The 23,752-nt window shown below is 73.4% G+C and carries 18 protein-coding genes; 13 read left to right on the forward strand and 5 right to left on the reverse strand.

Annotated features, from left to right (window positions below):
- Positions 1–105: 105 nt before the first annotated feature.
- Both AC5L3C_RS20600 and AC5L3C_RS20605 read right to left on the reverse strand, forming a co-directional pair.
- Positions 106–2,157: a HelD family protein gene (locus AC5L3C_RS20600; RefSeq protein ID WP_125510295.1), complete on the reverse strand. Its 2,052-nt coding sequence runs from the start codon at positions 2,155–2,157 to the stop codon at positions 106–108.
- A gap of 235 nt (positions 2,158–2,392) precedes the next feature.
- Positions 2,393–3,280: a helix-turn-helix domain-containing protein gene (locus AC5L3C_RS20605; RefSeq protein WP_125505665.1), complete on the reverse strand. Its 888-nt coding sequence runs from the start codon at positions 3,278–3,280 to the stop codon at positions 2,393–2,395.
- A 94-nt stretch (positions 3,281–3,374) separates the two neighbouring features.
- Between AC5L3C_RS20605 and AC5L3C_RS20610 the strand changes: the two genes are divergently transcribed.
- Together AC5L3C_RS20610 and AC5L3C_RS20615 are read left to right on the forward strand one after the other, a co-directional pair.
- Positions 3,375–4,283 carry an aldo/keto reductase family oxidoreductase gene (locus AC5L3C_RS20610; protein WP_125505666.1) on the forward strand — a complete coding sequence of 303 codons (909 nt, stop codon included), beginning with the start codon at positions 3,375–3,377 and terminating at the stop codon, positions 4,281–4,283.
- A gap of 156 nt (positions 4,284–4,439) precedes the next feature.
- Positions 4,440–4,625, forward strand: coding sequence for a hypothetical protein (locus AC5L3C_RS20615; protein WP_125505667.1), 186 nt, complete (start codon positions 4,440–4,442; stop codon positions 4,623–4,625).
- A gap of 284 nt (positions 4,626–4,909) precedes the next feature.
- Here AC5L3C_RS20615 and AC5L3C_RS20620 read toward each other — a convergent pair whose 3' ends face one another.
- Positions 4,910–7,786 carry a helix-turn-helix transcriptional regulator gene (locus tag AC5L3C_RS20620; RefSeq protein WP_493650245.1) on the reverse strand — a complete coding sequence of 959 codons (2,877 nt, stop codon included), beginning with the start codon at positions 7,784–7,786 and terminating at the stop codon, positions 4,910–4,912.
- 405 nt (positions 7,787–8,191) lie between these two features.
- Here AC5L3C_RS20620 and AC5L3C_RS20625 point away from each other — a divergent pair, with 405 nt between their 5' ends.
- The 3 genes from AC5L3C_RS20625 (at position 8,192) to AC5L3C_RS20635 (ending at position 12,536) form a co-directional block, all read left to right on the forward strand.
- On the forward strand, positions 8,192–8,896 hold the full coding sequence (locus AC5L3C_RS20625) for a helix-turn-helix transcriptional regulator (RefSeq protein ID WP_493650246.1): 705 nt from the start codon (positions 8,192–8,194) through the stop codon (positions 8,894–8,896).
- A gap of 182 nt (positions 8,897–9,078) precedes the next feature.
- Positions 9,079–9,756 (forward strand): Pvc16 family protein, encoded by a 678-nt coding sequence (locus AC5L3C_RS20630; protein WP_493650247.1) that lies wholly within the window; start codon positions 9,079–9,081, stop codon positions 9,754–9,756.
- A gap of 767 nt (positions 9,757–10,523) precedes the next feature.
- Positions 10,524–12,536, forward strand: coding sequence for an ATP-binding protein (locus AC5L3C_RS20635; RefSeq protein WP_493650248.1), 2,013 nt, complete (start codon positions 10,524–10,526; stop codon positions 12,534–12,536).
- 57 nt (positions 12,537–12,593) lie between these two features.
- Here the strand turns inward: AC5L3C_RS20635 and AC5L3C_RS20640 are convergent, their stop codons facing one another.
- Entirely contained in the window at positions 12,594–13,991 is a 1,398-nt protein-coding gene (locus AC5L3C_RS20640; RefSeq protein WP_125505670.1) for a hydrolase, read from the reverse strand.
- 221 nt (positions 13,992–14,212) lie between these two features.
- Here AC5L3C_RS20640 and AC5L3C_RS20645 point away from each other — a divergent pair, with 221 nt between their 5' ends.
- From AC5L3C_RS20645 to AC5L3C_RS20660, 4 genes are all read left to right on the forward strand, one after another.
- On the forward strand, positions 14,213–15,808 hold the full coding sequence (locus tag AC5L3C_RS20645; protein WP_493650249.1) for a phage tail sheath subtilisin-like domain-containing protein: 1,596 nt from the start codon (positions 14,213–14,215) through the stop codon (positions 15,806–15,808).
- Positions 15,809–15,881: 73 nt separating this feature from the next.
- Positions 15,882–16,325 carry a phage tail protein gene (locus AC5L3C_RS20650; protein ID WP_125505672.1) on the forward strand — a complete coding sequence of 148 codons (444 nt, stop codon included), beginning with the start codon at positions 15,882–15,884 and terminating at the stop codon, positions 16,323–16,325.
- Positions 16,325–16,816, forward strand: coding sequence for a hypothetical protein (locus tag AC5L3C_RS20655; RefSeq protein WP_125505673.1), 492 nt, complete (start codon positions 16,325–16,327; stop codon positions 16,814–16,816). The genes AC5L3C_RS20650 and AC5L3C_RS20655 overlap by 1 nt, the downstream gene beginning before the upstream one ends.
- Positions 16,813–16,968: a DUF6760 family protein gene (locus AC5L3C_RS20660; protein WP_164555689.1), complete on the forward strand. Its 156-nt coding sequence runs from the start codon at positions 16,813–16,815 to the stop codon at positions 16,966–16,968. Before AC5L3C_RS20655 ends, AC5L3C_RS20660 begins: the two co-directional genes overlap by 4 nt.
- A 2,571-nt stretch (positions 16,969–19,539) precedes the next feature.
- On the opposite strand, the gene AC5L3C_RS20665 is transcribed toward AC5L3C_RS20660, so the two are convergent.
- Positions 19,540–19,971: a hypothetical protein gene (locus AC5L3C_RS20665; protein ID WP_493650250.1), complete on the reverse strand. Its 432-nt coding sequence runs from the start codon at positions 19,969–19,971 to the stop codon at positions 19,540–19,542.
- 124 nt (positions 19,972–20,095) lie between these two features.
- Here AC5L3C_RS20665 and AC5L3C_RS20670 point away from each other — a divergent pair, with 124 nt between their 5' ends.
- The 4 genes from AC5L3C_RS20670 to AC5L3C_RS20685 all read left to right on the forward strand — a co-directional run bounded on the left by AC5L3C_RS20670 (position 20,096) and on the right by AC5L3C_RS20685 (position 23,694).
- Positions 20,096–20,461 (forward strand): hypothetical protein, encoded by a 366-nt coding sequence (locus AC5L3C_RS20670; protein WP_125505675.1) that lies wholly within the window; start codon positions 20,096–20,098, stop codon positions 20,459–20,461.
- Between the two features lie 89 nt (positions 20,462–20,550).
- Positions 20,551–20,994, forward strand: a complete 444-nt coding sequence (locus AC5L3C_RS20675) for a phage tail protein (RefSeq protein ID WP_125505676.1) — start codon at positions 20,551–20,553, stop codon at positions 20,992–20,994.
- A gap of 40 nt (positions 20,995–21,034) precedes the next feature.
- Positions 21,035–21,781 carry a CIS tube protein gene (locus tag AC5L3C_RS20680; protein ID WP_125505677.1) on the forward strand — a complete coding sequence of 249 codons (747 nt, stop codon included), beginning with the start codon at positions 21,035–21,037 and terminating at the stop codon, positions 21,779–21,781.
- Positions 21,781–23,694: a VgrG-related protein gene (locus AC5L3C_RS20685; protein ID WP_125505678.1), complete on the forward strand. Its 1,914-nt coding sequence runs from the start codon at positions 21,781–21,783 to the stop codon at positions 23,692–23,694. Before AC5L3C_RS20680 ends, AC5L3C_RS20685 begins: the two co-directional genes overlap by 1 nt.
- Positions 23,695–23,752 lie beyond the last annotated feature (58 nt).

Below are 23,752 nucleotides of genomic sequence, written 5' to 3' on the forward strand. Positions count from 1 at the left end.
GTACCCCCACCGCCCACCCGTGCCGCCCTGGGGGTACCTCCCAGGCCCTTGAGGCTCTGGGGGAGGCACGACTGCCCGCAGGCTGCGCGGCGCGACTGCCCGCAGCTATGTCAGCTGGGGTGGCAAAGGGGCCGTGTGGGTCACGATGAGGCCTGAGACGGCTCGGGTGAGGGTGACGTAGAGGCGGCGGAGGCCGGTGCGTTCGTCGGGTTCGGACCGCACCACGGCGGTGGGCTCGTCCAGGAGGACGTAGTCGTACTCCAGGCCCTTCGCCAGGGAGGCCGGGACCAGGGTCAGGCGGGTGGTCCGGGTGGTCTCCTCGCCCGGGGCGACGTAGGTGAGGTGCGCGGCCGTCAGCGCTTCGGCGAGTTCCGGGATGCGGGCGTCCGCCGCGATCAGGCCCACCGAGCCCTCGTTGCCCAGGAGTTCGCGGCACGCGGCCACCACGTCGTCCGGGCCGCTGGACGGGCGGATCTCGAAGAAGCCCGGGTTCTCACGGATCGACGCCACCGGCGTCAGCCCCGGCGCGATGTGCGGCAGGAGCCGGGAGGCATAGGTGATGACGTCCGTGGGCACGCGGAAACCGGCCGTCAGCTCCTCGATCACCGCGTCCTGTTTGCCCAGGTGACGCAGGGCCTCCTGCCAACTCCGCGTCGCCCAGGGCGTGGTGCCCTGGGCCAGGTCGCCGAGGACCGTCGCCGAACCGGTCGTGCAGCGCCGGCCCACCGCCCTGTACTGCATGGGGGACAGATCCTGCGCCTCGTCGAGCACCACGTGCCCGAGCGAGTGCGTGCGCTGGATCAGGTCGGCCGCCTCGTCGATCAGCACCGCGTCCGCCGCCGACCACTTCGCCGACTTCACCGAGCGGACGGGCTTCGCCCACAGGATCGTCTTCTGCTCCTGCTCGTCGAGCAGACCCTCCGCGTGCTCCGCCAGGAACTCCGCGTCGCTCAGCAGCCGCAGCACCAGCTTCGCAGGGTCGACGGCCGGCCAGACCGTCTTCACCGCCGCCTTCACCGCCGCGTTGCGGGCCACCGCGTCCTGGACCCGGTCGTCCGGTGCCTCGCCCGCCCGCTCCATCAGCACCAGCACGGCGTGCGCGATGCGCTGCGGGAGGGCGTCGCGGGCGGCGCCGTAGCGGATGTCGCGGTCCAGCAACTGCTGGACGATCTCCTCCAGTTCGTACGCCGGGATCCGCCAGCGGCGGGAGCCGCGCACGACCACGACCGGCTCCACGGGCATGGTGACGTGGGAGTACAGGGCCCTGCGCAGGACCTCGGCCATCCGCGCGTCGCCCTTGACCACCGCCGCCGCCGCGTCGTCCGTCCCGCGCACCTCCACGTGCGCCACCAGGTCGTCCACCGTGGCCTGCGCGACGGCCAGCTCGCCCAGCGCGGGCAGCACCTGCTCGATGTAGTGCAGGAAGGACCGGTTCGGGCCGACGACCAGAGTGCCGGTGCGGGCCAGCCGCTCGCGGTGGGCGTAGAGGAGGTAGGCGACCCGGTGCAGGCCGACGGCCGTCTTCCCGGTACCGGGCCCTCCCTGTACACAGACGCTGCCGGACAGACCCGACCGTACGATCTCGTCCTGCTCCGGCTGGATCGTCGCGACGATGTCCCGCATCGGGCCCACGCGCGGACGCTCGATCTCCTGCTGGAGGAGCTTGCTGGTGGTGGCCGCCTCCGTGGGGTCGGACAGGTGCTCGTTCTCGTACGCGGTGAGGTCACCGCCGGTGTAGCCGAAGCGGCGGCGCAGCCCGATGTCCATCGGGTCCTTCTTGGACGCCCGGTAGAACGGCTGCGACACCGGCGCACGCCAGTCGATCACCATCGGGTCGCCGTCCGCGTCGTGCACATGACGCCGTCCGATGTAGAAGCGCTCACCGTCCGCACCCTCGGCCTGTTCCGCGCCGGGGGAGTGCAGGTAGTCGAGGCGGCCGAAGAACAGCGGGGTGTCGCTGAGGTCGGCCAGCGCCTTGATGCGCTCCTCGATCTGGTGCTGAAGGACGGCCGCGTTGACCCAGTTCGCGGTGACATCGCTGATGTCGAGGGCCTCGACGTCCTCACGCATCGCGCGGAGCGCGGAACGCGACGCGGAGAGGTGGGCGCGCTCTCGGGCGAGGGGGCCGTCCGCGGCTTCGTGCGCGGGCTCGGCCACGGGGTCGTGCGCGGATTCGGGTACGGGGTCGTGCGCGGGTTCGTCTACCGGCGTGGACGCGGACAAGGGGGTGCCTCCGGGACCTGCTGCTGGGTGGCTGCGTCGTACCGGCCGGTTTCCGTCCGGGCGGTGGCTCTCCGTGAGGGAGGCGGGCAAGAGCGGAGAGTCTAGGACACGGGGGCGGTGGGGGCCAAACGATTTACGCGCCGGTCGGGGTGTCCGACCGGGGGCGCGGTCAGCTCGTACGCGTCTGGTCGTCCGCTTCCCGTACGACGGTCCCGGCGCCCGGCCGCCGGGCCGGTTCCGTGGTCAGCGAGGCGAGGAGGGCGAGCCGGTCGGCGGCCTCGCTCCCCGGTTCGGCGTGGTAGACCGCGAGCGACAGGACTTCGGGGCCGTCGATGTCCATCTTCGACATGGTGAGGTCCATCCGGCCGACCTGGGGATGGTCGATCCCGATCGGCCCGTTGCCCGTCTGCCGCACGTCGTGGCGCGCCCACACCTGCCGGAACTCCTCGCTGGCCAGCGACAGTTCCCCCACGAGCCGGACCACCCGCGGGTCGTCGACGTCCGACCCGAGCCGCCTGCGGAACGCGGCGACACACCGGGCCGCCGTGTCCTTCCAGTCCGTGTGCAGCGCCTGCTCGGCGGGGTCGAGGAAGAACGACCGCAGCCGGTTCTCCCCCACCCGGATGCCCGGGGCGAGGGCGGTGGCGAGCGCGTTGGCCGCGACCACGTCGAGGGACCGGTCCGTCACGAAGGCCGGCAGCCCGATCGTCTCGAGCAGCTGTGCCGTGGCCGGCGGAACCGCCCGCCGCCGGGAGCGGCGCCGGGCGCGGGGGCGCGGCGCGGCGAGCTGGTGCAGGTAGCTCGTGGCGGTGTCGTCGAGCTGGAGCACCCTGGCGAGCGCGTCGAGGACCTGCGTCGACGGATTGCGGTCGCGGCCCTGCTCGAGGCGCAGGTAGTAGTCGGAGCTGATGCCGGCGAGCATCGCGACTTCCTCGCGGCGCAGCCCCGCCACCCGGCGTATGCCGTGCGTCGGCAGCCCGATGTCCTCGGGCGTCACCAGTTCACGGCGGGCCCGGAGGTAGTCACCGAGCAGGTTCTCCTCAGGCATGTCCTCCATGCTAGGCGCACCGGGACGGCCGTCCCTGGTCCTGTCACTCCCAGGATCGGCGGGGGACTGGGTGCGGGGGCGGGCGGCGGGGACGGTGGGAGGCATGAGCACTTCGCATGCTTCGAGCACGTCTCTGCCCTCTGTGCCCTCGGACACTTCTCTGCCCGGCGGCACCTGGACCCTGGGTGATCTGACCGTCACCCGCTTCGGATACGGGGCCATGCAGCTGGCCGGCCCCGGCGTGATGGGGCCGCCGGCCGATCACGACGGCGCACTCGCGGTGCTGCGCGAGGCCGTGCGCCTCGGCATCACGCACATCGACACGGCCGACGCGTACGGGCCGCACGTCACCAACCGGCTGATCCGCGAGGCGCTGCACCCGTACCCCGACGCGCTGCACATCGTGACCAAAGTGGGCGCGGTCCGCGACGACCAGGGCGGCTGGCCCCCGGCCCGGGAGCCGGACGAGCTGCGCCGGGCCGTCCACGACAACCTCGAGAACCTCGGGGTGGACGCGCTGGACCTGGTCAACCTGCGGCTCGGCAACGCCGAGGGGCCGCAGCCGGGGTCGTTGGCCAAGGCCTACGAGACCCTCGTCGAACTGCAGCAGGAGGGCCTGATCCGGCACCTCGGACTGAGCAACGCCACCGCCGAGCAGGTCGCCGAGGCGCAGAGCATCGCCCCGTTCGTCTGCGTGCAGAACCTCTACAACCTCGCCAACCGCTGGGACGACGAGCTCATCGACCGGCTCGCCGAGCAGGGCATCGCCTACGTGCCCTTCTTCCCGCTGGGCGGTTTCACCCCGCTGCAGTCCTCGGCGCTCTCCGCCGTGGCCGACCGGCTCGGGACCCGTCCGATGTCGGTCGCCCTCGCCTGGCTGCTGCGGCGGTCGCCCAACATCCTGCTGATTCCCGGTACGTCGTCGGTGGCGCACCTGCGGGAGAACGTCGCGGGCGCGGGGATCACGCTGTCCGAGCAGGATCTTGCCGAGCTCGACGCGATCGGGCGCTGAGCTGTGGGGTGAGGGGTGAGGGGTGAGGGGTTAGGGGTTAGGGGTGAGGCGCCTCCTCCGTCGTGCCGGAGGAGGAGGCGTCGTCCCCGAGGCGTATCCGCAAGGTGGGCCCTCTGACCGATGTCCGCGCGGGGGGTGGAGCGCAACCATGGAGACATGAGCGCAGCAACCATCAACCACACCACACCGCCGGTGCGGCCGGCCGGTGCGACGGCTCTTCGGGGCAGTCATGCGCACCGGATCGGTGATGCCCTGCGGGCCGTGAAGGTGTTCCTTGCCGCCGCCTTCGATGTGATCGTTCTCGGGGAGTACGACGCGGAGGCGCGGGTCCGTCGAGTGTGACTTCCCGGCACAGCCCTGCTCTGCCGCTGCCCGCCGGGCGGTGGAGCGGGGCTGTGCCTTTGCTGGGCCGGGGGTGGTGCGCGGCCCGGCGCTTCTGGGGGTACCTCCCCCCCATGAGCGGGAGGTGCCCCCATCGCCCACCCGTGCCGCCCTGGGGGCACCTCCCAGGCCCTTCAGGCACTGGGGGAGACACGACCGCCCGCAGCCTGCGGGGTACGACCCCGCAGGCTGCGCGGCGCGGTTGTCCGGAGGCAGCCCGCGGGCGTGGGTGCCCGCGGGCTGCGTCAGTCTCGGGCGGCTGTGTAGGCCGTGGGGGGTTCTTGGGGGTTTTGGAGCAGGGCGGTGGGGAGTTCCGCCCGGCGGCGTATGCGTAGTTTGCGGTAGGTGCTGGTCAGGTGGGTTTCGACGGTGCGCCGGGCCAGGTGGAGGAGGGCCGCGATCTCCGAGTTGGTCCGGCCGGCGGCCGCCAGTTCGGCGATGCGGCGCTCGCTCGCGGTGAGGGCGTCGGAACCGGTGAGGGCGGAGCCGGAGCGGCGGGCGCCGCCCTCGCGCAACGCCTGCCCGGCCAGGTCCCGCAGCCGGAGCGAGCCCGTGCGCTCGGCGCGTTCCGCCGCCTCCCGGAGCAGGTCGCGGGCCTGGGACCGCTCCCCCGAGGCCAGCAGCTGGCGGCCCTGCGCGAGCAGCGCCGGGATCAGCTCCGTGTCGGTGTCGACGGGGGCCTCCCGAAGGATCCGTACCGCCTCTTCGGCCAGTTCAAGGCCGCGTCGTCCGCCCGTCGCGGTGGCCAGTACCCGCAGGGAGCGGCCCACCGTGCGCGGGGTGTCCCACACCTTGGCCAGCCGCAGTTCCTCCGCCGCCAGGTCCAGCGCCTCCTGGTGGTGGCCGAGCGCCAGCCGGCACTCCGCGACCGCCGTGCGCCACGGGGTGACGACCGGACTGACCATGTCCCGGGCGCTCTGCCGGCGCCCGCACTCCAGGAAGTCGTGGAGCGCGCCCGCCTGATCGCCGGCCGCTGAGCGCAGGACGCCCCGCGCGTACAAGAAACGGTTCAGCGCCCAGGAGTCCGGTGCCCGGCCCAGGTCGAACCCGTCCGCGAACCGTTGCGCCTCCCCGAGGCGGCCGGTGTGGACGAGCGCCATCAGCACATGGCCGTCCCGGATGGAGGGGCGGGTGCGGGCAGCCGGACCGGGGGTGCCGGCGTGGTGCCGGCCGGGGCCCGCGCCCGTGTGGTCGCCGCCCGAGTAGTACTCGGTGAGGAGGCCCGCGTGGTCGCCGCGGGCCGCGGAGATGTCGGCCCGGGTGTTGAGCAGCGCGCTGCGCACCGGGTGCAGCAGCGCGGGGTGCTGCCCGGCCAGACCGCGTTCGACGAGACGGTCCGCCTCATCGAGCTCGTCGGCCCACTCGGCGACCGCCGCGGCCGTGCTCAGCAGGAAGGGCTCGGACAGCGGGTCGGTGGGCTCGGTGAGCAGGCGGCGCACGCGGGTCATCGCCTCGTCGGCGGACATCAGTCCGGCCGTCGCCGAGTACCGCAGGAGCAGGGCCTGCGCGGCCGTGTCCACCAGCTCCGGGGAGTCCTTGTCGCGCTCACGCAGCCACCGGTACACCTCCTGCCGGGTCGTCAGATCATGGTCGGACAGGAGCACGTAGGCGGCCCGTACGACATGGGCCAGGCCCGGATGGTCCGCGAGCCGCATCTCCGTACGGCGCAGCACCTCCATCGCCGTGCGCATCTCGTCGAGGCCGGCCAGCGCGGTGCCCAGGGCGACGGCCGTGCGCACCCGGTCACGGGGCTCGGCCGCCAGGTCCTGCGCCTCGGCGAGGCGGGCGACGGCCGAGGGGGCGTCGTCCGTGGCGTACTCCAGGGAACCCAGGGTGGTCAGCAGCCGTTGCCGCAGATCGTCGGTGAGGGGTTCGGCCAGCGCCCGGCGCAGATAGCGCACGGCGTCGTCGACCCGGCAGCCGTCCACGGCGACCGTCACCGCGTCCCGCAGCACACGCAGCGCCCAGGCCTCCCCCACGGGCGGGGCGTGCAGCAGGTGCCGGGCGACCACCTCGACCCGGCCGCCCCGGTGCAGCAGCACTTCCGCCGCCGCCCGGTGCGCCGCCTCCCGGCGGGGCGTGGGCCAGCCGGTGAGCACGGCGTCCCGCAGCAGCGGGTGCGCGTAGCGGGGGCGGCCAACGTTGTCGGGGCGCAGCAGGCCGAGCCGGGTCATCGCGGCGAGCCAGCCGGTGACCCGGGCGGGGTCGGCGCCGGACGCGGCGGCGAGGAGGTCCACCGGGTCGCCGCCGACGGCCTCGGGGAGGGCGGCACCGGTGTCCGCGCCGGGCCACGCCTGTTCCAGTGTCGCGAGGCACCGGGCGACGTCGGCCGTCGCGGTCCCGGCGCTGTTGAGCCACCAGGAGACGGCCGCGGGGTAGGTGCCGGGGTACAGGGCGGCGCACGTCTCCGGCAGCGGCGGGGCACCGTCCGGCGCGGGGCCGTCGTGCCACGCGGTGCCGCCCAGATCGTCCAGCAGGGCGTGCAGCAGCAGCGGGCTGCCGGCGCCGGCCCGTACGCACTCGGCGGTCCACCGCGGCCCGGCCGAGGGAAAGGCGGCCCGCACGATCGCGGCCGCCGCCGGGTCGGTGAGCGGGGCGAGGGTGTGGGCGTGGACCAGGGAGGGGGAGAGGGCGTGGGCGAGTCCGGGTGGCCGGGTGTCGATGTCGTACTGGCTGCGCTCGGTGGCCACCACCAGCACCGGCAGACGGTCGACGCGGCGGGCCGTCTCCGCGAGCCAGCGCCGTGAGTGGTCGTCGAGCAGATGGGCGTCGTCCACGGCGAGAAGTAACGGGTACTCGGCCGCGTAGGAGAGCAGCAGCCGCCACAGCCGTTCGGCGGCGCCGCGGGTGCCGTCGGGGTTCGGGCCGGCGTCCTCGGGTGCGTCCAGGAGGTGGAGGAGGGTGCCGAACGGCACGCTGCTGTACTCGGGGGAGCAGCGGGCGTGCAGCACGCGCAGGCCGAGCCCCTCGGCGTGCCGCGCGGCACGTTCCAGCACGGCGGTGCGTCCCGTGCCGGTGGCGCCGCGCAGCAGGACGAGGCCGCCCGTGCCGGCACGGGCGCGCTCGGCGGCGGACGCGAGCAGCGCGAGGGCGCCGTCGCGTTCGCGGAGCGGTGCGGTCATCGCTGTCTCCTGTGGTGGGGGGAACTCCTGAGGGCCGTAACCCCTACGGGGCAACGTGTGACCCCTAAGGGGTATGACGCACGGATACGTGCCGTGGTGGCATTGGGTGTGACACGGGTCATGCACGAGAAGCGGGGCATCCCGGGTCCGGACGGCACCGTGACGAGGGTCACGATGCCGCCGCCGCACCCGGTCCACGAGCCCGTACACCGTTGTGCAAACCGCTGCTGACCTGCTGTTCTTCGTGCGGTGCCCGGGGTCTCGTGGTGGCCCGCCGTCGTGGTCTCGTGGTGCACCTCGTGGTGCTCCACGATTGCCTGGGCCACCGGGACCACCGCAGCGTGGAACGTGCCCATCCGCCACCGGCCCACCCCGAGCGGCGGGTTATTGAACAAGGGGGCACAGTTGCTCAGCTCACCCCGGACCACCATCAGCACCAACGGCACCACGCGTACGGTCGGCCTCCCCGGCACCGGCGCCCCGGGTGCCGGAAGACAGCGGGTTCCCGTGTCGGTGACCGCCGCGGACCCCATCAGCCGCGAGGGCGTGATCAGCCAGCTGCGCCGGCACCCGGAGATCGACCTGCGCGACGACACCGGGCCCGGCGCGGTGGCCCTGCTCGTGGCGGACGTACTCGACGAGGCGGTGCTCACCCGGCTGCGGCGCATCGTACGCAGCGACGGCGCGCGCGCCGTGCTGGTGATCGGTGTGATCCGGGAGAGCGAGCTGCTGGACGTCGTCGAATGCGGTGTCGGCGCCATCGTCTGGCGGCACGAGGCCACCGCCCACCGGCTGGTGCAGGCCGTACTCACCGCGTCACGCGGCGACGGCGATCTGCCCGCCGACCTGCTCGGGCGGCTCATCAGCCAAGTGGGCACGCTGCATCGCGGCGCGGGGGGCCGGTCGGGAGTCCACTCCATGGGGCTCGCACCCCGCGAAGTGGACGTCCTGCGGCTGGTCGCCGAGGGGCTCGACACCGGAGAGATCGCCGGCAAGCTGTCCTACTCCGAACGCACGGTCAAAAACGTCATACACGGCATCACCACACGACTTCACTTGCGGAACCGAGCGCACGCCGTGGCTTACGCCTTGAGGGAAGGCTACATCTGACCGAAAGGGCAATCCATGGCGGCCCATTGAGGCCGGGAGGGCAAGGCGGTCTGCCCGTCCGCCGTCCCCGGCGCGCCTGCGGCCCGAGGTCCCCCCGGTGCACGATCGGGGACGGGTGGATACGACGAGGTGAGCGGGCCGGTGGCACGGCGGTACGGACACGGCGGGGCGGAGGCGAACGGGTGATCCACGTAGTGGACGACACCGTCAAGGAGCTCATCAAGGGCGGGGCGCTCTCCGGCTCCGACATCGACGTCTCCTTCGAGGCCCCGACCCGTGACTGGGCGGCGCGGCGCAACGCTCCCGTGATCAACGTCTACCTGTACGACATCCGGGAGGACGTGAAGCGGCGGCAGCGCGGCTTGGCGCCTGTCCTCGGCGAGGAGAACTACGAGGTGAGCCGGCGTCGGCCGCCGCGGTGGTTCCGGCTGTCGTACCTGGTCACGGCGTGGACGAAGACCCCGCAGGACGAACACCGGCTGCTGGCCGCCGTGCTGACGACGCTGCTGCCCCGCGAGCTCCTCCCGCCGTCCCAACTTCCGCCCGCGCTCGGTGAACTGGGTCTGTCGATGCCGGTCACGGTGGCGGGCATCCAGACGGAGTCCCGCTCCCTCGCCGAGATCTGGACGGCGCTGGGCGGCGAGCTGAAACCGTCCCTGGACCTTGTGGTGACCGCGCCCTTCCCGGTCCTGCCGGATGTGGAGTCCGGGCCGCTGGTCACCGAGGGCGCGACGGTCCGGCTCCACGACACCAAGGGGGAGCAGCCCGTTCCCGCCGGCCGCTCCCACCGGCCCCATCAGGTCGCGAAAGCCCGCGCCGCCCGGGAGAGGACGGCGTCCAACCGGCCGGACGCGCGATGACGAACCCGCACGACGAAGCGGCCACCCCGCACGCCGACGCCCCCGACCTGCGCGCCACGCCGTCGGCGCCCGGCCGCGCCGGCGCCCGTGGCGCCGGGCCGGACGGCGGCTCTCCCGCCGAACCGGTCGCCGCGCCGCCGGAGGAAGGGGCCGCAGCCCTGGGCGCTGCCCCGGACCTGCGCGTTGCGCCGTCGGCACCCGGCCGTTCCGGTGCGCGGGGCGTGGGGGCGGACGGGGCTTCTCCTGCTGAACGGGTTGCCGGGTCGGGTGCCGGTGCGTCCGCCGCGCCGTCGAAGGAAGCGCCTGTGGCCTCGGGCGGTGGCGGGCCCGCGGGTCTGCGTGACGCGCCGCTTGCGCCCGGCCGCTCCGGTGCGCGGGGCGCGGGGCGGGATGGCGGTTCTCTCGCCGGACCGGCTGTCGCGCCGGGTGTCGGTCCGTCTGCTGCGCCGTTGAGGGAGGCGCCCGCGGCTTTGAGCGGTGCTCCGGATCTGCGTGACGCGCCGTCGGCGCTCGGCCGCTCCGGTGCGCGGGTGGCTTCTCCTGCTGAACCGGTCGCCGGGTCGGGGGCCGGTTCGTCTGTCTCGGCGTCGGAGGAAGCGGCCGCGGCTGCGGGCGGAGTCCGGGGTGCGGGGCCGGACGGCGCCTATGACTTCGTGTCGGCTGACGGTGCGTCCGCCGGACCGCCCGCCGCTCGTGCGCGGGGTCCGGTGTCGGCCGTGCCGGGGGAATCCTCGTTCGACGGCGCGTGGAAGGGAGTGGGTGACGGCATGGGCGTCCGGGGTAGGGGCGGGGCCGAGGGCGCTGATCCCGCGGGGATGCTGGCCGGCCGGCTCGCCGTGTTGCGCGAGCGGGGCGCCGCGTTGGTCGACGCGCGTTCCGCCGGGGACCCCTCGGCCGGGGATCCGCTGCGCGGCCTGTACCTCTCCGAGGACGCGGTACGTCACCTGCTGCGCCCCCGGCCCACCGCCGACCCGCCCGCGCCCGGGGAGACCCTGGCCCCCAGGGGCACCGGTGACCGGCTGGCGGAGCTCGCCGCGCGCGGGGAGCTGACCGAGCTCGACGCCGCCGTGCTGCTCATCGCCCTCGCCCCCGACATCGACCGCTCCTTCGAGGCGCTCTACGGCTACCTCAACGACGACGTCAGCCGCCGCCGTGCCACCACGGCCCTCGCCCTGGACCTCTGCGGAATACCGGCGCACAGCCCCGAGGCCCGCGCCCGCTTCTCCGCCGCGGCACCCCTGCGCGCCCTCGGACTGCTGGAGGTCGAGGAGCCCGAACGCCCCTTCCTCAGCCGCTCGCTGCGCGTCCCCGACCGGCTGATCGCCCATCTGCTCGGCGACGACACCCCGGACGCCGCCCTCCTCGGCCGGCTGCACCCGGTGCCGGAGCCGCTGCCCGGCGTCGGCCCCGACGAGTTCACGCACCGCCTCGCGACCCTGCTGAAGACCGGCCCGCTCACCGTCTACCTGCGGGAGCACCGCGAGGGCGACGGCCTGACCGTCTTCTCCGCTGCCCTGCGCGCCGCGGGCGTCGACGCGCTGTGGACCTCGGACGTCGCGGACCGCGTCCCCGAACTGCTGCGGGAGGCACGCCTGACCGGCCGGGCCGCCGTCGTGACCGGCCTGGGCGAGCAGCCGGGCCCCCTGGTGCGGGCGCTGACCGAGGCGCCGGACGTGACCGTGCTGGTCACGGACCCCCGCCCGTACGACCCCCAGTGGTCGCCCCACGACCCGCTGGTGCTGGAGGCCCCGCAGCAGGGGGCCGGGACGGCCGCCGCGGCGGCCTGGCGGGCGGCGCTGGGCCCCGACGCGGACGCCGCCGGGTTCGACCTGGCCGCCACCGTCGCCCCCTACCGCCTCGGCGGGGACCGCGTGCGGCGCGCCGCGCAGGCGGCCCGCGCCCTCGCCGCCTTCGAAGGCGGCCCGCTCACCGCCGGCCACGTCCGGCTCGCCGCCCGCCGCCAGTCGGCCTCGGGCCTGGAACGCCACGCCCGCCGCATCCGCCCCGCCGTGGACTGGCGGGATCTCGTCCTGCCCGACGGCCCCCTCGCCCAGCTGCGGGAACTCGCCCTGCGCGCCCGGCACCGCGAACGGGTCCTCGGCGAGTGGCGGCTCAACGCGGGCGGCGGACGCGGCCGGGGCGTACTCGGCCTGTTCGCGGGCGAGTCCGGCACCGGCAAGACCCTCTCCGCGGAGGTGGTCGCCGCCGACCTGGGCCTCGACCTGTACGTCATCCAGCTGTCGTCGGTCGTGGACAAGTACGTCGGCGAGACCGAGAAGAACCTCGAACGCATCTTCACGGAGGCCGACCGCACGGACGCCGTGCTCCTCTTCGACGAGGCCGACGCGGTCTTCGGCAAGCGCTCCGAGGTCAAGGACTCCCACGACCGCTACGCCAACATGGAGAGTGCCTACCTGCTCCAGCGGCTGGAGTCCTTCGGCGGCATCGCGCTGCTCACCACCAACCTGCGCGCCAACATCGACGAGGCGTTCACCCGGCGCCTGGACCTGGTGGTCGACTTCCCCTTCCCCGACCCCGACCAGCGCCTGGCCCTGTGGCGGCACGGGCTGTCGCACGTGCCGTGCCAGGACGGCATCGACCCGGCGCCCCTGGCGCGGGAGTTCGAGCTGGCCGGCGGATCCATCCGCAGCGCGGTGGTGACCGCCGCCTACCTCGCCGCCGGACGGGACGAAGCGGTCGGCGCGGCCGACCTGCTGGAGGGCGCCCGCCGCGAGTACCGCAAGGCGGGCCGGCTGGTGCCGGGCGAAGGCGGCTGGTGAACGAACGGGCCGCCGGGACACCCGCGGTCCCGGCGGCCCGTCGTACGGACAGCGCGCTCACACGGTGATGCGGACGGCCTCCAGCTGCTTGCGGTTGTCGAAGGGGCTGCCGTAGGTGTCCCACTTGTCGGCCGGAGAGCACTTGTTCTCCAGCCACTCGAATTCCTGCACATACGTCTCGACGCAGACGGAGCCCGCCTTCGTCCCGAGGGTGAACCCGTAGAGCGGGGACACGGCCTCCTTGGTGCTGCCGATGACCATGTCGACCTCGTTCTCGGCCCTCGACCACTCCTCGCCGGTGAGCCAGCCCTCGACGACGTGGGCCCCGTTGCCCTCGACGCCGTTGGTCTCCGACACCGCGATGTTGAGGGCCTTGATGGGCAGGTTCTGGCCGACCGTGCCGGCCTCCGCCCCGTCGCACACCGGATCCTGCCAGCCCTGGTCGGCGACATAGGCGCGGTAGCAGACGTGCCGGCCCTCGCTGCGCGCGGCGACCTCCTTCACCGCCGTGGCCGCGGTGCGCTCCTTCTCTTCCTTCTCCTCCTCCTCGTCATTCCCGCCGCCGCCCCCGCCGTCGTCCTTGGTCTCGGGCGGCGGCTCGGGCGCCGTGGGGGACGCCGGGGCGGGAGGCTGGGACGGCGCCTTCAGCGTGGGTTCGTCGCTGGCCTCGGGGGCGAGCGCGTTGCCGGCCTCCGCCTGGGCCGTCGCCTGGGTGCGGACCTGGGGCTTGTAGGCGATCCAGATCAGGACGAAGGCGATGGCCAGGGCCAGGGTGGTGGCGAGGGCGGTGGCGAGCCAGCGGGGGAGGAAGCCGCGCTGGACGTACGTGCCCTCGACCTCCGTGGGCTCGGCTCCGGAACGGCGCACGGCCAGGGTGTAGGGGCGTTCCACCTTCGACCCGAACCAGATGGTCTCCCGCGGCTTGAGCGTGGTGTCGACGAAGACCGCGCGGCCGGGCTCGATCTGGACGTTGGACGGGCGCAGTTCGTAGGAGAGCTGGTCGCCGTTGTCGCTGCCGCTGAGTGAGGCGGTGACCTTGGTGTTGCCGAGGTTGTCCACGGCGAGCCGGGGCCGGCCCCGGAAACGGCCCTTCACCGTCGGCGGCACCAGTTCGGCCCGTACCTCGGTGAACGGCGTGATGGTGAGATTGCCCTCGGGGACAGTCACCGCGTCCGGGTGTTCGGTCGGGGTGATCCGTACCGCGTAGGGGTTCGGACCGGCCGTCGCGTCCGGTGTGCGCGGTGGGGCGAAGGTCAGCTCCACGCTCCCGGTCGTCCCCGGATAGAGCCGGAGCGTCTGCGGTTCGACGGTCGTCCAGGGCGCCAGACCCCCGACGGGTTCGAACCGGTACTCGTCCACCACGTCACCGGTGTTGCGCACCCGCAGCCGTACGCGCGTACTGCTGCCGGGATCCACGGTCGCGGACGCGGGCTCTAGGGAGGTCCAAAGGCTCACAGCGCGACGCTACGCGCCGTCCGACGCGGCGTCAGGAGACGCGGGGGCAGAGACGGCTGCCCCCGAGGGCAGTCGCGGGTGCCCGGACGCCGGCTGCCCCAAGGGGCAGTACAGGGGGCAGGAGTGCTGCCCCCTGCGGGGGACCGAAGGACGTTTCGGCGGGACGGTCGCGCGCGCGAAGGTCACTGATGTCCTGTCTCGTACCCCGAGGAGAGCAGAGCATGCCGTCCTACCTGTCGCCAGGCGTCTACGTCGAGGAGGTGGCCAGCGGCACGCGCCCGATCGAGGGTGTGGGTACCTCGGTGGCGGCCTTCGTCGGACTCGCGCCGAGCGGACCGCTGAACGAACCCACACTGGTGACCAACTGGTCGCAGTACGTCGCGGCCTTCGGCGACTTCACCGAGGGGTACTACCTCGCCCACTCCGTCTACGGGTTCTTCAACAACGGCGGCTCGGCCGCGTACATCGTCCGGGTCGGCGGTTCCGCCGGCGACGCCGCCGGGGCCGGCGAGCGGACCGCGTCCGGCCCGGCCGCGGTGACGGGGCGGAACGCCCAGGCCGCGCTGCCCGCCGCCGAGCCCCGTCAGCTCGGCACCTTCTCCGTGACGGCCACCGCCCCCGGGCGCAACGGTCCGCTGTCCGTCGAGGTCGCCGACCCCGAGGGCGAGGGTCCCGCCGAGCGGTTCAAGCTCATCGTCAAGGACGGCGACCAGCCGGTCGAGACGTTCGACGTGAGCGCCAAGAAGGGCAACCGGGCCTACGTCGTCACGCAGGTCAAGGAGCGCTCCCAGTTCATCACGGTGACGGAGGCCGCGCCGACCGCGCAACTGGCCCGCCCGGAGAACCAGACGGTGGCGCTGTCCGCGCCGCCGGCCCCCGGGCAGGCCGCGCCCGCCGAGAGCGCGCACCCGGGACCGTCCCAGTACCTCGGCGACTCCGCCGACCGCACGGGCTTCGGCGGTCTGGAGGCCGTCGACGAGATCTCCATGGTCGCCGTGCCCGACCTGATGGCCGCCTACCAGCGCGGCGCGATCGACCTGGAGGCCGTCAAGGCGGTCCAGCTCGGTCTCATCGCCCACTGCGAGCTGATGGGCGACCGCGTCGCGATCATCGACCCGCCTCCGAGCCTGAACGCCCGCGAGGTCCGCGTCTGGCGCCAGGAGACCGCCGGTTACGACTCCAAGTACGCGGCCCTGTACTACCCGTGGATCAAGTCCTTCGACCCGGCCTCCGGCAAGTCCCAGCTGGTCCCGCCCAGCGGACACATCGCCGGCATCTGGGCCCGCAACGACGCCGAGCGCGGCATCCACAAGGCCCCCGCCAACGAGGTCGTGCGCGGCGCCATCGACCTCGAGCTGCAGATCACCCGCGGTGAGCAGGACCTGCTCAACCCCATCGGGGTCAACTGCATCCGGGCCTTCCCCGGCCGCGGCATCCGCGTCTGGGGCGCCCGCACCCTCTCCTCCGACCCGGCGTGGCGGTACCTGAACATCCGCAGGTACTTCAACTACCTGGAGGAGTCGATCCTGATCGGCACCCAGTGGGTGGTGTTCGAGCCGAACGACCAGAGGCTGTGGGCCCGTATCCGGCGCAACGTCTCCGCGTTCCTGGTCAACGAGTGGCGCAGCGGCGCCCTGTTCGGCCAGACCGCCGAGCAGGCCTACTACGTCAAGTGCGACGAGGAGACCAACCCGCCCGAGTCGGTCGATCTGGGCCGGGTCATCTGCGAGATCGGTATCGCGCCGGTCAAGCCCGCCGAGTTCGTGGTCTTCCGGCTGGCGCAATTTTCCTCTGGGAGCAGCGAACTGGAGGAGTAGCCGGGCGCGGGCCCCGAGCCCGCGTCATCTCCTTCCCACCGCGGCCCCCAACTCCTAGAAGGACAGTGAGTACATGGATTTCGGCAAGGGTGACTCCCTTACTTCACATAATTTCGGTCTCCAGATCGACGGAGTGATGATCGCTTACCTCAGCAAGGTGAGCGGTATCACCATCCAGCAGGACACCATCGTCCACAATTCGAACACCGCGGACGGACAACCCACGGTGGCTGTGCTGCCGGGCATCCAGAAGAACGGTCAGTGCACCGTCGAGCGCGGTATGACCGTCTCCGACGAGTTCACCAAGTGGCAGAACGCGTCGATCAACGGCCAGATGGGCGAAGCGCGGAAGAACGCGTCCATCATCATGATGGACACCGAGGGGATGCCGGTGAAGCGGTGGAACCTGCGCAACGCCTGGTGCAGTGAGGTCCAGGTCAGCGATCTGCAGGCCGGTGAAGCGGGGACCGCGACCGAGACCGTCACCATCGTCTTCGAAGAAATGAAAGTCGAGTAATGCGACGCACGGCCGCACGGGCTGCCGGCGCACCCGCCGCCGCGGCGCCGGCCCAGGAACCGGGACTCCAGGCCGGCCGGGAACCGGTGCACACGGGGGCGGAGCCGGCAGTGGAACACCAGGTCCGCACGGAGTTCCCCTTCGAACTGCCGCGCGGGTACGTCGACGACTCGGGCCGGGTGCACAAGGAGGGCGCGATGCGCCTTTCGACGGCCCGGGACGAACTGGTTCCCCTGCGCGACCTGCGCGTGCAGGAGAACCCGGCGTACCTCTCGGTGGTACTGCTCGGCCGGGTCATCACCCGGCTGGGCGACCTGCCGACGGTGCACGACGGGATCGTGGAGAACATGTTCGCCTCGGACCTGGCGTTCCTCCAGGACTTCTACCGTCAGATCAACGCGGAGGGGCACACCCGTGCGGCCGTGCAGTGCCCGCACTGTTCGGAGCCCTTCGAAGTGGAACTCGGCGGGAGCCGCCTGGGGGAATCGTGACGTACGCGACCGACCGGCTGTACGAGGAGATCGCGTACGTCGCCTACCACTTCCACTGGAGCCTGGAGTCGATCCTGGACCTGGAGCACCGGGACCGGCACCTGTACACGGAGCAGATCGCGTCCCTCGTGACGCGCGGCGCGGAGGGCTGAACGGGTGGGATTCCTGGACCGGTTGCGGGGTCGGCGGGGTGACGGCGAGATGCGTCCCGCCGGCCAGGAGGGCAACGGCTCGGTCGCGGACGAGGGTACGACCCCGGCCGCGTCCGCGCCCACCCCTGCCGCGGGATCCGGTCCGGCGGCCGTCGCCGCCTGGTCCGGCCTGCCGCGGATCCAGCGGGCGACGGACGGGGGCACGCGGAGCGTCGCGGACGCCGGATTCGGCGGACGGCTGCCGACATGGCAGAACCCGTCGTTCACGGCGGCGCCGTCCCCGGTCCTCGACCCGGACGCGGGCCGGGGGATGCTCGCGGGGCCCACACAGCCCCTGCGTCCGCTGCCTTCCTCGCCGTCGGTCGGCGGACCCGCGCCGCGGCAGCTGCCGGTCGCGCCCCTGCGGGCGACACCGGCGGCGGCAGAGTCCCCGGAACCCGCGGTGCCTGTGACGTCACCGGTGCGCGTGACGTCCACGGCTCCGGCGGCTCCGAAGGGTCCGGCGCCTCGAGCGGCGGGGACGCCGGCCCCGTCGGCCGGCCCGCCGAGGCCGACGCCGACGACTGCGCCGTCGTCCTCGGCGTCGTCCTCACCCGCCCCGGTCCAGCGGTCGTCCGCCGCCTCGGCCGGGTCCACCCCGGCCACCCCGTCCCCCGGACCGTCGGCCCGGGGTATCCGTGCGACACCGGTGCCGACCGGCGGCCCGGCGCCGTCGCGGCGTCCTCTGCTCCAGGCCCCGCGCGGGACGGCGGCCGTGCAGCGACGGGCCCTGCCCGTGAGCCGCCGGACCCGGGGCACCGCACCGGCCGCCCCCTCGGCGCCCGCTCCGTCGACGGCGGACGGCGACAAGGGGGAGCCGGGCCCGCCGGCTCCGGCCGCCTCCGCCGGCACCGCGGCGGTGACCGACACTTCGGGCCGGGCAGCCGCACGTCCGTCCGGCACCCCGTCGGGCACATCCGCAGCCGCATCCGCACCCGAGCGGCCGGCCGACTCCGCCGGTTCCGCTGCGCGGGGCGCCGGGCCGGCCGGCCTCCCGGTGCAGCGGGCAGCCGCCCCGAACCCGCCGACGCGGGGAACGGCTCCGCAATCCGGCGCGACCAGCGCACCCTCGTCCTCACCGGGTGCGTCCGGCAGCCGGAGAACGCCCGCGCCCAGTACCGGGCCGGGCACTCGGGTGCAGCGGACGGCGGCGGGTGACGCGCCGTCTGCTTCTGCTTCCGCCTCTGTTCCTTCGTCACGTTCGGGTGAGGTGTCCGGTCCGAACACGGGTCCCGTGCGGGGGGCCGGGGGACGGGGCGGCTCCGAGGCGGGCGGTTCTGCCCCTGTTGCGGCTTCGGCTTCGTCTTCGACGCCGGTGCCGCAGCCGGGTTCTCCTTCCGCTCCGGTGCAGCGTGCGCTGTCGCGTGACGCGTCCGGTCCGGCCACCGGATCCGAGGCGGACGGCGGTGCCGTTCGCGGCGGTTCCGCTTCGGCTTCGGCCGGTGAGGGGCCGTCGGCTCCCGCTGCTGCTTCCTCGTCGCGTGCGGGGGCGGGTACGCCGGTGCAGCGTGCGGTCTCGGGTGAGGTGTCCGGTCCGGCCACGGGTCCCGTGCGGGGGGCCGCAGGACGGAGCGGCTCCGATGCGGGGGGGACGGCAGCGAGCGGCGCGGCCCGACGGGCGCCTGCCGACAACGGCCCCCGGCCCGGCCCGGCATCCGGTACTCCCCGGCAGGTCCAGCGCGCCGCGTCCCCGGGCAGCCGTACGCCGGGCGCCCGAAGTGACGCGGCGGAACCCGGCGCTCCGCCGCTGACAGGCGTCGACCGCTCCGCCTCGGATCCCCCTGCTCCTCCCTCCCCATCGCCCGCCCGCCCCGACCGTCCCGTCGGGGCCATCGGTGCGGGTGGGACCGCGTCAGAGCAGTCGGCCTCCCGGCCTCCCGTGCGCCCTGCGCCGGGTACCGGCGACGCGACCCCCGGTACGGCGGCACCCGCGGTGCAGCGCTCCGCGAGCTCCGCGGCGGGCGCACCGGCGAGGAAGGCGTCCACGCCGACCCAACCGTCGAGCCGTGCGGCCGAGACGGGTTCCCGGCCCGGTCTGGGCGCCCCCCTCTCGTCGTCGCCGGACGCGGGACCGCCCGCGCGGGCCGCCGCCCCCGGTCCCGCGCCAAGCACTCGGGCCGGCTCGGGCCTGGGGTACACGTCGGTGCCGATTCAGCGCGCTGGGGCGTCCCGCGCGGGTACGCCGTCCGCTTCTTCGTTGCCGGTGGCGTCTTCGTCGTCTTCGTCGTCCCAGTCGTCCCCGGCGTCGTCCTCGTCGCCTCAGTCGTCCCCGGCGTCGTCCTCGCCGTCCCGGGGGTCCTCGTCGGAGACGGCCGCCCCCGCCACCCCCACCGCTCCTGCTGCTCCCGCTGTCCGGCGCACCGCGCTGGGCGCTCCTGTGGCCCGGCATGCCGACGGTCCCGGTGCCGGGCCGTCGATGCCGGTGCAGCGCGCTGCGGCGTCTCGCGCGGGTGCGCGGTCCGCTTCTTCGTTGCCGGTGGCGTCTTCGTCGTCTTCGTCGTCCCAGTCGTCCCCGGCGTCGTCCTCGTCGCCTCAGTCGTCCCCGGCGTCGTCCTCGCCGTCCCGGGGGTCCTCGTCGGAGACGGCCGCCCCCGCCACCCCCGCTGCTCCTGCCGCGCCTGCTGCTCCCGTCGTCCAGCGCAGGGCGCGCAGTGCGCTGGGGGCTCCCGTGACCGCGAGGGCCGCCGCCCCCGCCCCCGCCCCCGGTCCCGCGCCGTCGGTGCCGGTGCAGCGTGCCGCCGTGACTCCTCCGGTTCCGCCGGCCCTTCCCCCGTTGCCGATGACGCCCCCGGCGCCCGCGCCGTCCCCGTCCCCGGCCTCCCCGGTGTCCCCGTCCGGCACCGCGGCTCCGGCCACCCCCGCCGCTCCCGCGGCCCCGGCCGTCCAGCGGAAGTCCGCCTCCCGCCCCGCGCCCGTCGGCACGGTCCCCCTGCGCCGCTCCGGCACGCTCGGCGCCGGGGCCACCGCGACCCCCCTCCCGGTGGCCCCCCTGACCCCGCCGTCGGTGTCACCGCCCCCGCCTCTGCCGAAGCCCGCCGCACCGGCGGCCCCCGCGCCCCCCGCAGGCGCCGGACCGACCGCGCCCGCCGTGCAGCGCCGCACCGCGGGCACGAGCGGCGTCGCCACGTCGTCCGGCGGTCCACAGAGCGGCCCCCGGACCACGCAGGGCCCCGCCTCCTCCGGACCACGCCCGGCCAACCGGACGTCCGTCCAGCGGAGGCAGTCGTCCGGCAACCCGCCCCCCGAGCCACCTCCGTACGCGGCGGCCTCCTCCGACGACCCGCCGCCTTCGTACCAAGCGGTTCCCGCCGGTGCGTTCGACCCGGAGAAGCTCACCCCCTTCCAGATCGACGAGCTGGTGAACCGGGTGATCGACCCCATCACTCGCCACATCCGCACCGAGTTGCGTCTGGACCGAGAACGGATCGGCAGGCTCCGAGACCCGCGCACCTGAGGGGCCCACCGGTCCACCGCCCGCCTCACGAACGGACGGGCCACCCGGCCACGCCGGACCCACACGACACGAAGAAAGGCACCTCCCCGATGACCCGCAAGGATCCGGCCTCGACAATTTTCTTCAAGCTCAGCATCGACGACGACGACCTGGGCTTCTTCAACGAGTGCGAAGGCCTGGGTTCCCAGGTGGAGATCGAGCAGCGGGTGGACGGCGGGAACAACGGGTTCGTCTGGCAGCTGCCGACCCGCATCACCTTCTCGAACATCCGGCTGACCCGGCCCGTCACCCCCAAGAGCGGCAAGGTCGCCAAGTGGATCTCGTCCATCCAGACGGGCATCGACCGGCCCACCGCCCAGATCGTGGCCATGCGCGCGGACGGCTCGGAGGTCGCCCGGTGGGGGCTGCTCGACGTCCTGCCGGTCAGCTGGCAGGGCCCCAGCCTCAACCCCAACAATCCGGCCGTGGCGATGGAGGTCCTGGAGATCGCCCACCACGGCTTCACGGACACGGAATCCGACGAGGACGACTGACCGGCCGCAGGACACGGACAGGGAGAAGGACGGCCCCCTCATGGCCCTCATCAGCAGCAAAACCGCCGGCAAACTCGCCGAGCTCATGGGCAGCCTCGTGCACGCCACCCTGGCGATCCACGAGCCGCCGGCGTCCAAGACCAGCACCAAGCCCGGTCCCCTCGTCAAGACGTTCGATCTTGAGTTCAACCCCGACCAGCTGTCGATCAACCGGCGCGCGGACTGGAAGTTCACCCCGGCACCGAACGTGCGGAAGACCACGCGGCCGGAGTTCCTGGGCACCCAGCCACGCGCGATGAGCGTGGAGGTCTTCCTGGACCGCTCCGACGATCCCGACAGCAACGACGTGATGAAGGGGGTGGAGGCACTGCTGGCCTGCTGCCAGGTCACCACCCTGAGCTACGCCGCCGACCGGCCGTCACCGCCGTGGGTGGTCTTCCAGTGGGGGTCGTTCTCCACGGCCCGGTTCACCGCGTACGTGGAGTCCGTCAACGCGTCCTACACGCTGTTCGGCACCTCGGGCATGCCCATCCGTGCCACCTGCCAGCTGGAGCTGCGCGAGATCCCCAGCACGTCGCCGGGACAGAACCCGACCTCGGGCGCGCTCAACGCCCAGCGTGTGCACCAGGTCATCGCGGGTGACTCGCTCCAGTCGCTCGCGTTCCAGGAGTACGGCGACTCGAACGCCTGGCGGGCCATCGCCGAGGCCAACGGCATCGACGACCCGTCCAGGCTGCGGACCGGCGACGAACTCGTGCTGCCCGCCGCGGAGCAGGTGCGTCGCTGATGGTGCAGGCCGCGTTCTCCAGCATCATCAAGGCGACCATCAACGGCGCCGAACTGCCCACCGAGCTCGCTCCGATGCTCGTCGACAGCTGGGTCGACCAGGGCGTCGGGGTTCCGGCCGCGTTCCGGCTCACCTTCCGCGACCCCTACCGGGTGATCCTCGGCAAGCTCAACGTGCGCTTCGGCAGCGAGGTGGTCCTCACCCCCGTGTCCGGCGGCGAGGGCGGCTCCGACCCGCTGCTGACCGGCGAGGTCACCGGCATGGAGGCCGACTACGACGGCACCGGAACCTACACCGTCATACGCGGCTACGACCTTGGCCACCGCCTGATGCGGCAGCGCCGCGTCGCCGCGTACCGCAACCAGACCGCCTCCGACATCGTCAGGAAGCTCGCCGCCCTGGACGGTGTGCCCATTGGCCGGATCCAGCAGACGAAGACGGTCTACGAGTTCATCAGCCAGGCCAACGTCACCGACTGGGACTTCCTGTCCCGGCTCGCCGGCGAGAACGAGATGGTCATGTCGGTCGACGCCGACGGGAAGTTCCAGTTCGTCAAGCCGAAGCCGTCCTCCGGCGCGCCCCCGCCCTCGCTGGACGGCGACAAGAGCGCCTTCGTCCTGGAGGGCGGCCGCGACATCCTGCGGCTGCGGGCCGCCGTCACCGCAGCCGACCAGGTCGGCAGGGTCGAGTCACGCGGCTGGGACGTCACCCTCAAGGAAAAGATCAGCCTTCCCTCCCCCGCCGTCTCCCACCCGGGTTTCGACATCGGTTTCACCCCGGGCGATGCCGCGGGGGCGTTCAAGTCCGCCAAGCTCGTCGAGACCGGCACGCCGTACGACAAGCCGGCCGAGGTCCGGTACGCCGCCGAGGCCCTCGCTGACGACGTCACCTCCTCCTTCGCCGAGTTGGAGGTCTCCGTGCACGGTAACCCGGAACTTCGGCCCGGGGTGCCCGTGGCCCTCGCCAATGTCGGGCACCCCTTCGAGGGCAAGTACACCGTCACCTCCGTCCGCCATGTCTTCGCCGCAGGGAAGCACTACGAGTCCTGGGTGACCGTCAGCGGACGGCAGTGGCGCTCCCTGTACGGGCTGGCGTCGGGCGGCAGCGCGGACGCCGGCGCTCCCCGGCTGCCCAGCGTGGCCAACGCGATCGTCACCGACGTCCAGGTCCAGGACCGCCTCAAGCGGGGGTGGGTCAAGCTCCAGTTCCCGTGGCTGGACGACGACTACGTCAGTGACTGGGTGCGGACCGTGCAGCTCGGCGGGAAGAACGGCGGCAGCATCTTCCCCTACGACGTCGGAGACGAGGTGCTGGTCGGCTTCGACCGGGGTGCACTGGACCATCCGTTCGTGATCGGCGGGCTCTACAACGGCCGGGACATTCCCACCGACACCAAGAAGGAGCCCCTGCACGACGGCCTGCGCAAGCGGGCGGTCCGGCACACCCTGTCCGACCGCCAGGGCAACCGCGTCGACCTGCTGAGCCAGCAGACCGGCGGGCGCACGCAGGGCGTACGGATCGCCAGCGGGGACGACAAGCTGACCATCCACCTCGACCGGACCAAGACCGAGATCACCGTCGACAGCAAGGGGACGGTCAGCATCAAGGGCAGCCGCTCGGTGGACATCGAGGCGGGCACCGATCTGACCCTGAGCGCGCGGCGCAACCTCACCATCAAGAGCGGCGGTCTCCTCAACATCGAGGGCCGCAGCCTCGTCAACGTCAAGTCGCCGACCGGCGCCGTCACGCTCGACGCGATGGGAGCGCTCAACTTCAAGGCGCTGGGCGCCACCTCGATCAGTTCCGGCGGCACCCTCCAGATCAACTCCATCGCCAACGTGGGCATCCGCGCCGCCACGCTCATGCTCCAGGGCATGGTCATGGTCAACAACAAGCCCTACCCGATCCCGTGACGGCGACAGCGAGGACGACAGCGACCGTGACGCACACGAGGCGTACGACTCCCGGAAG

This window comes from Streptomyces speibonae (genome assembly GCF_984686075.1).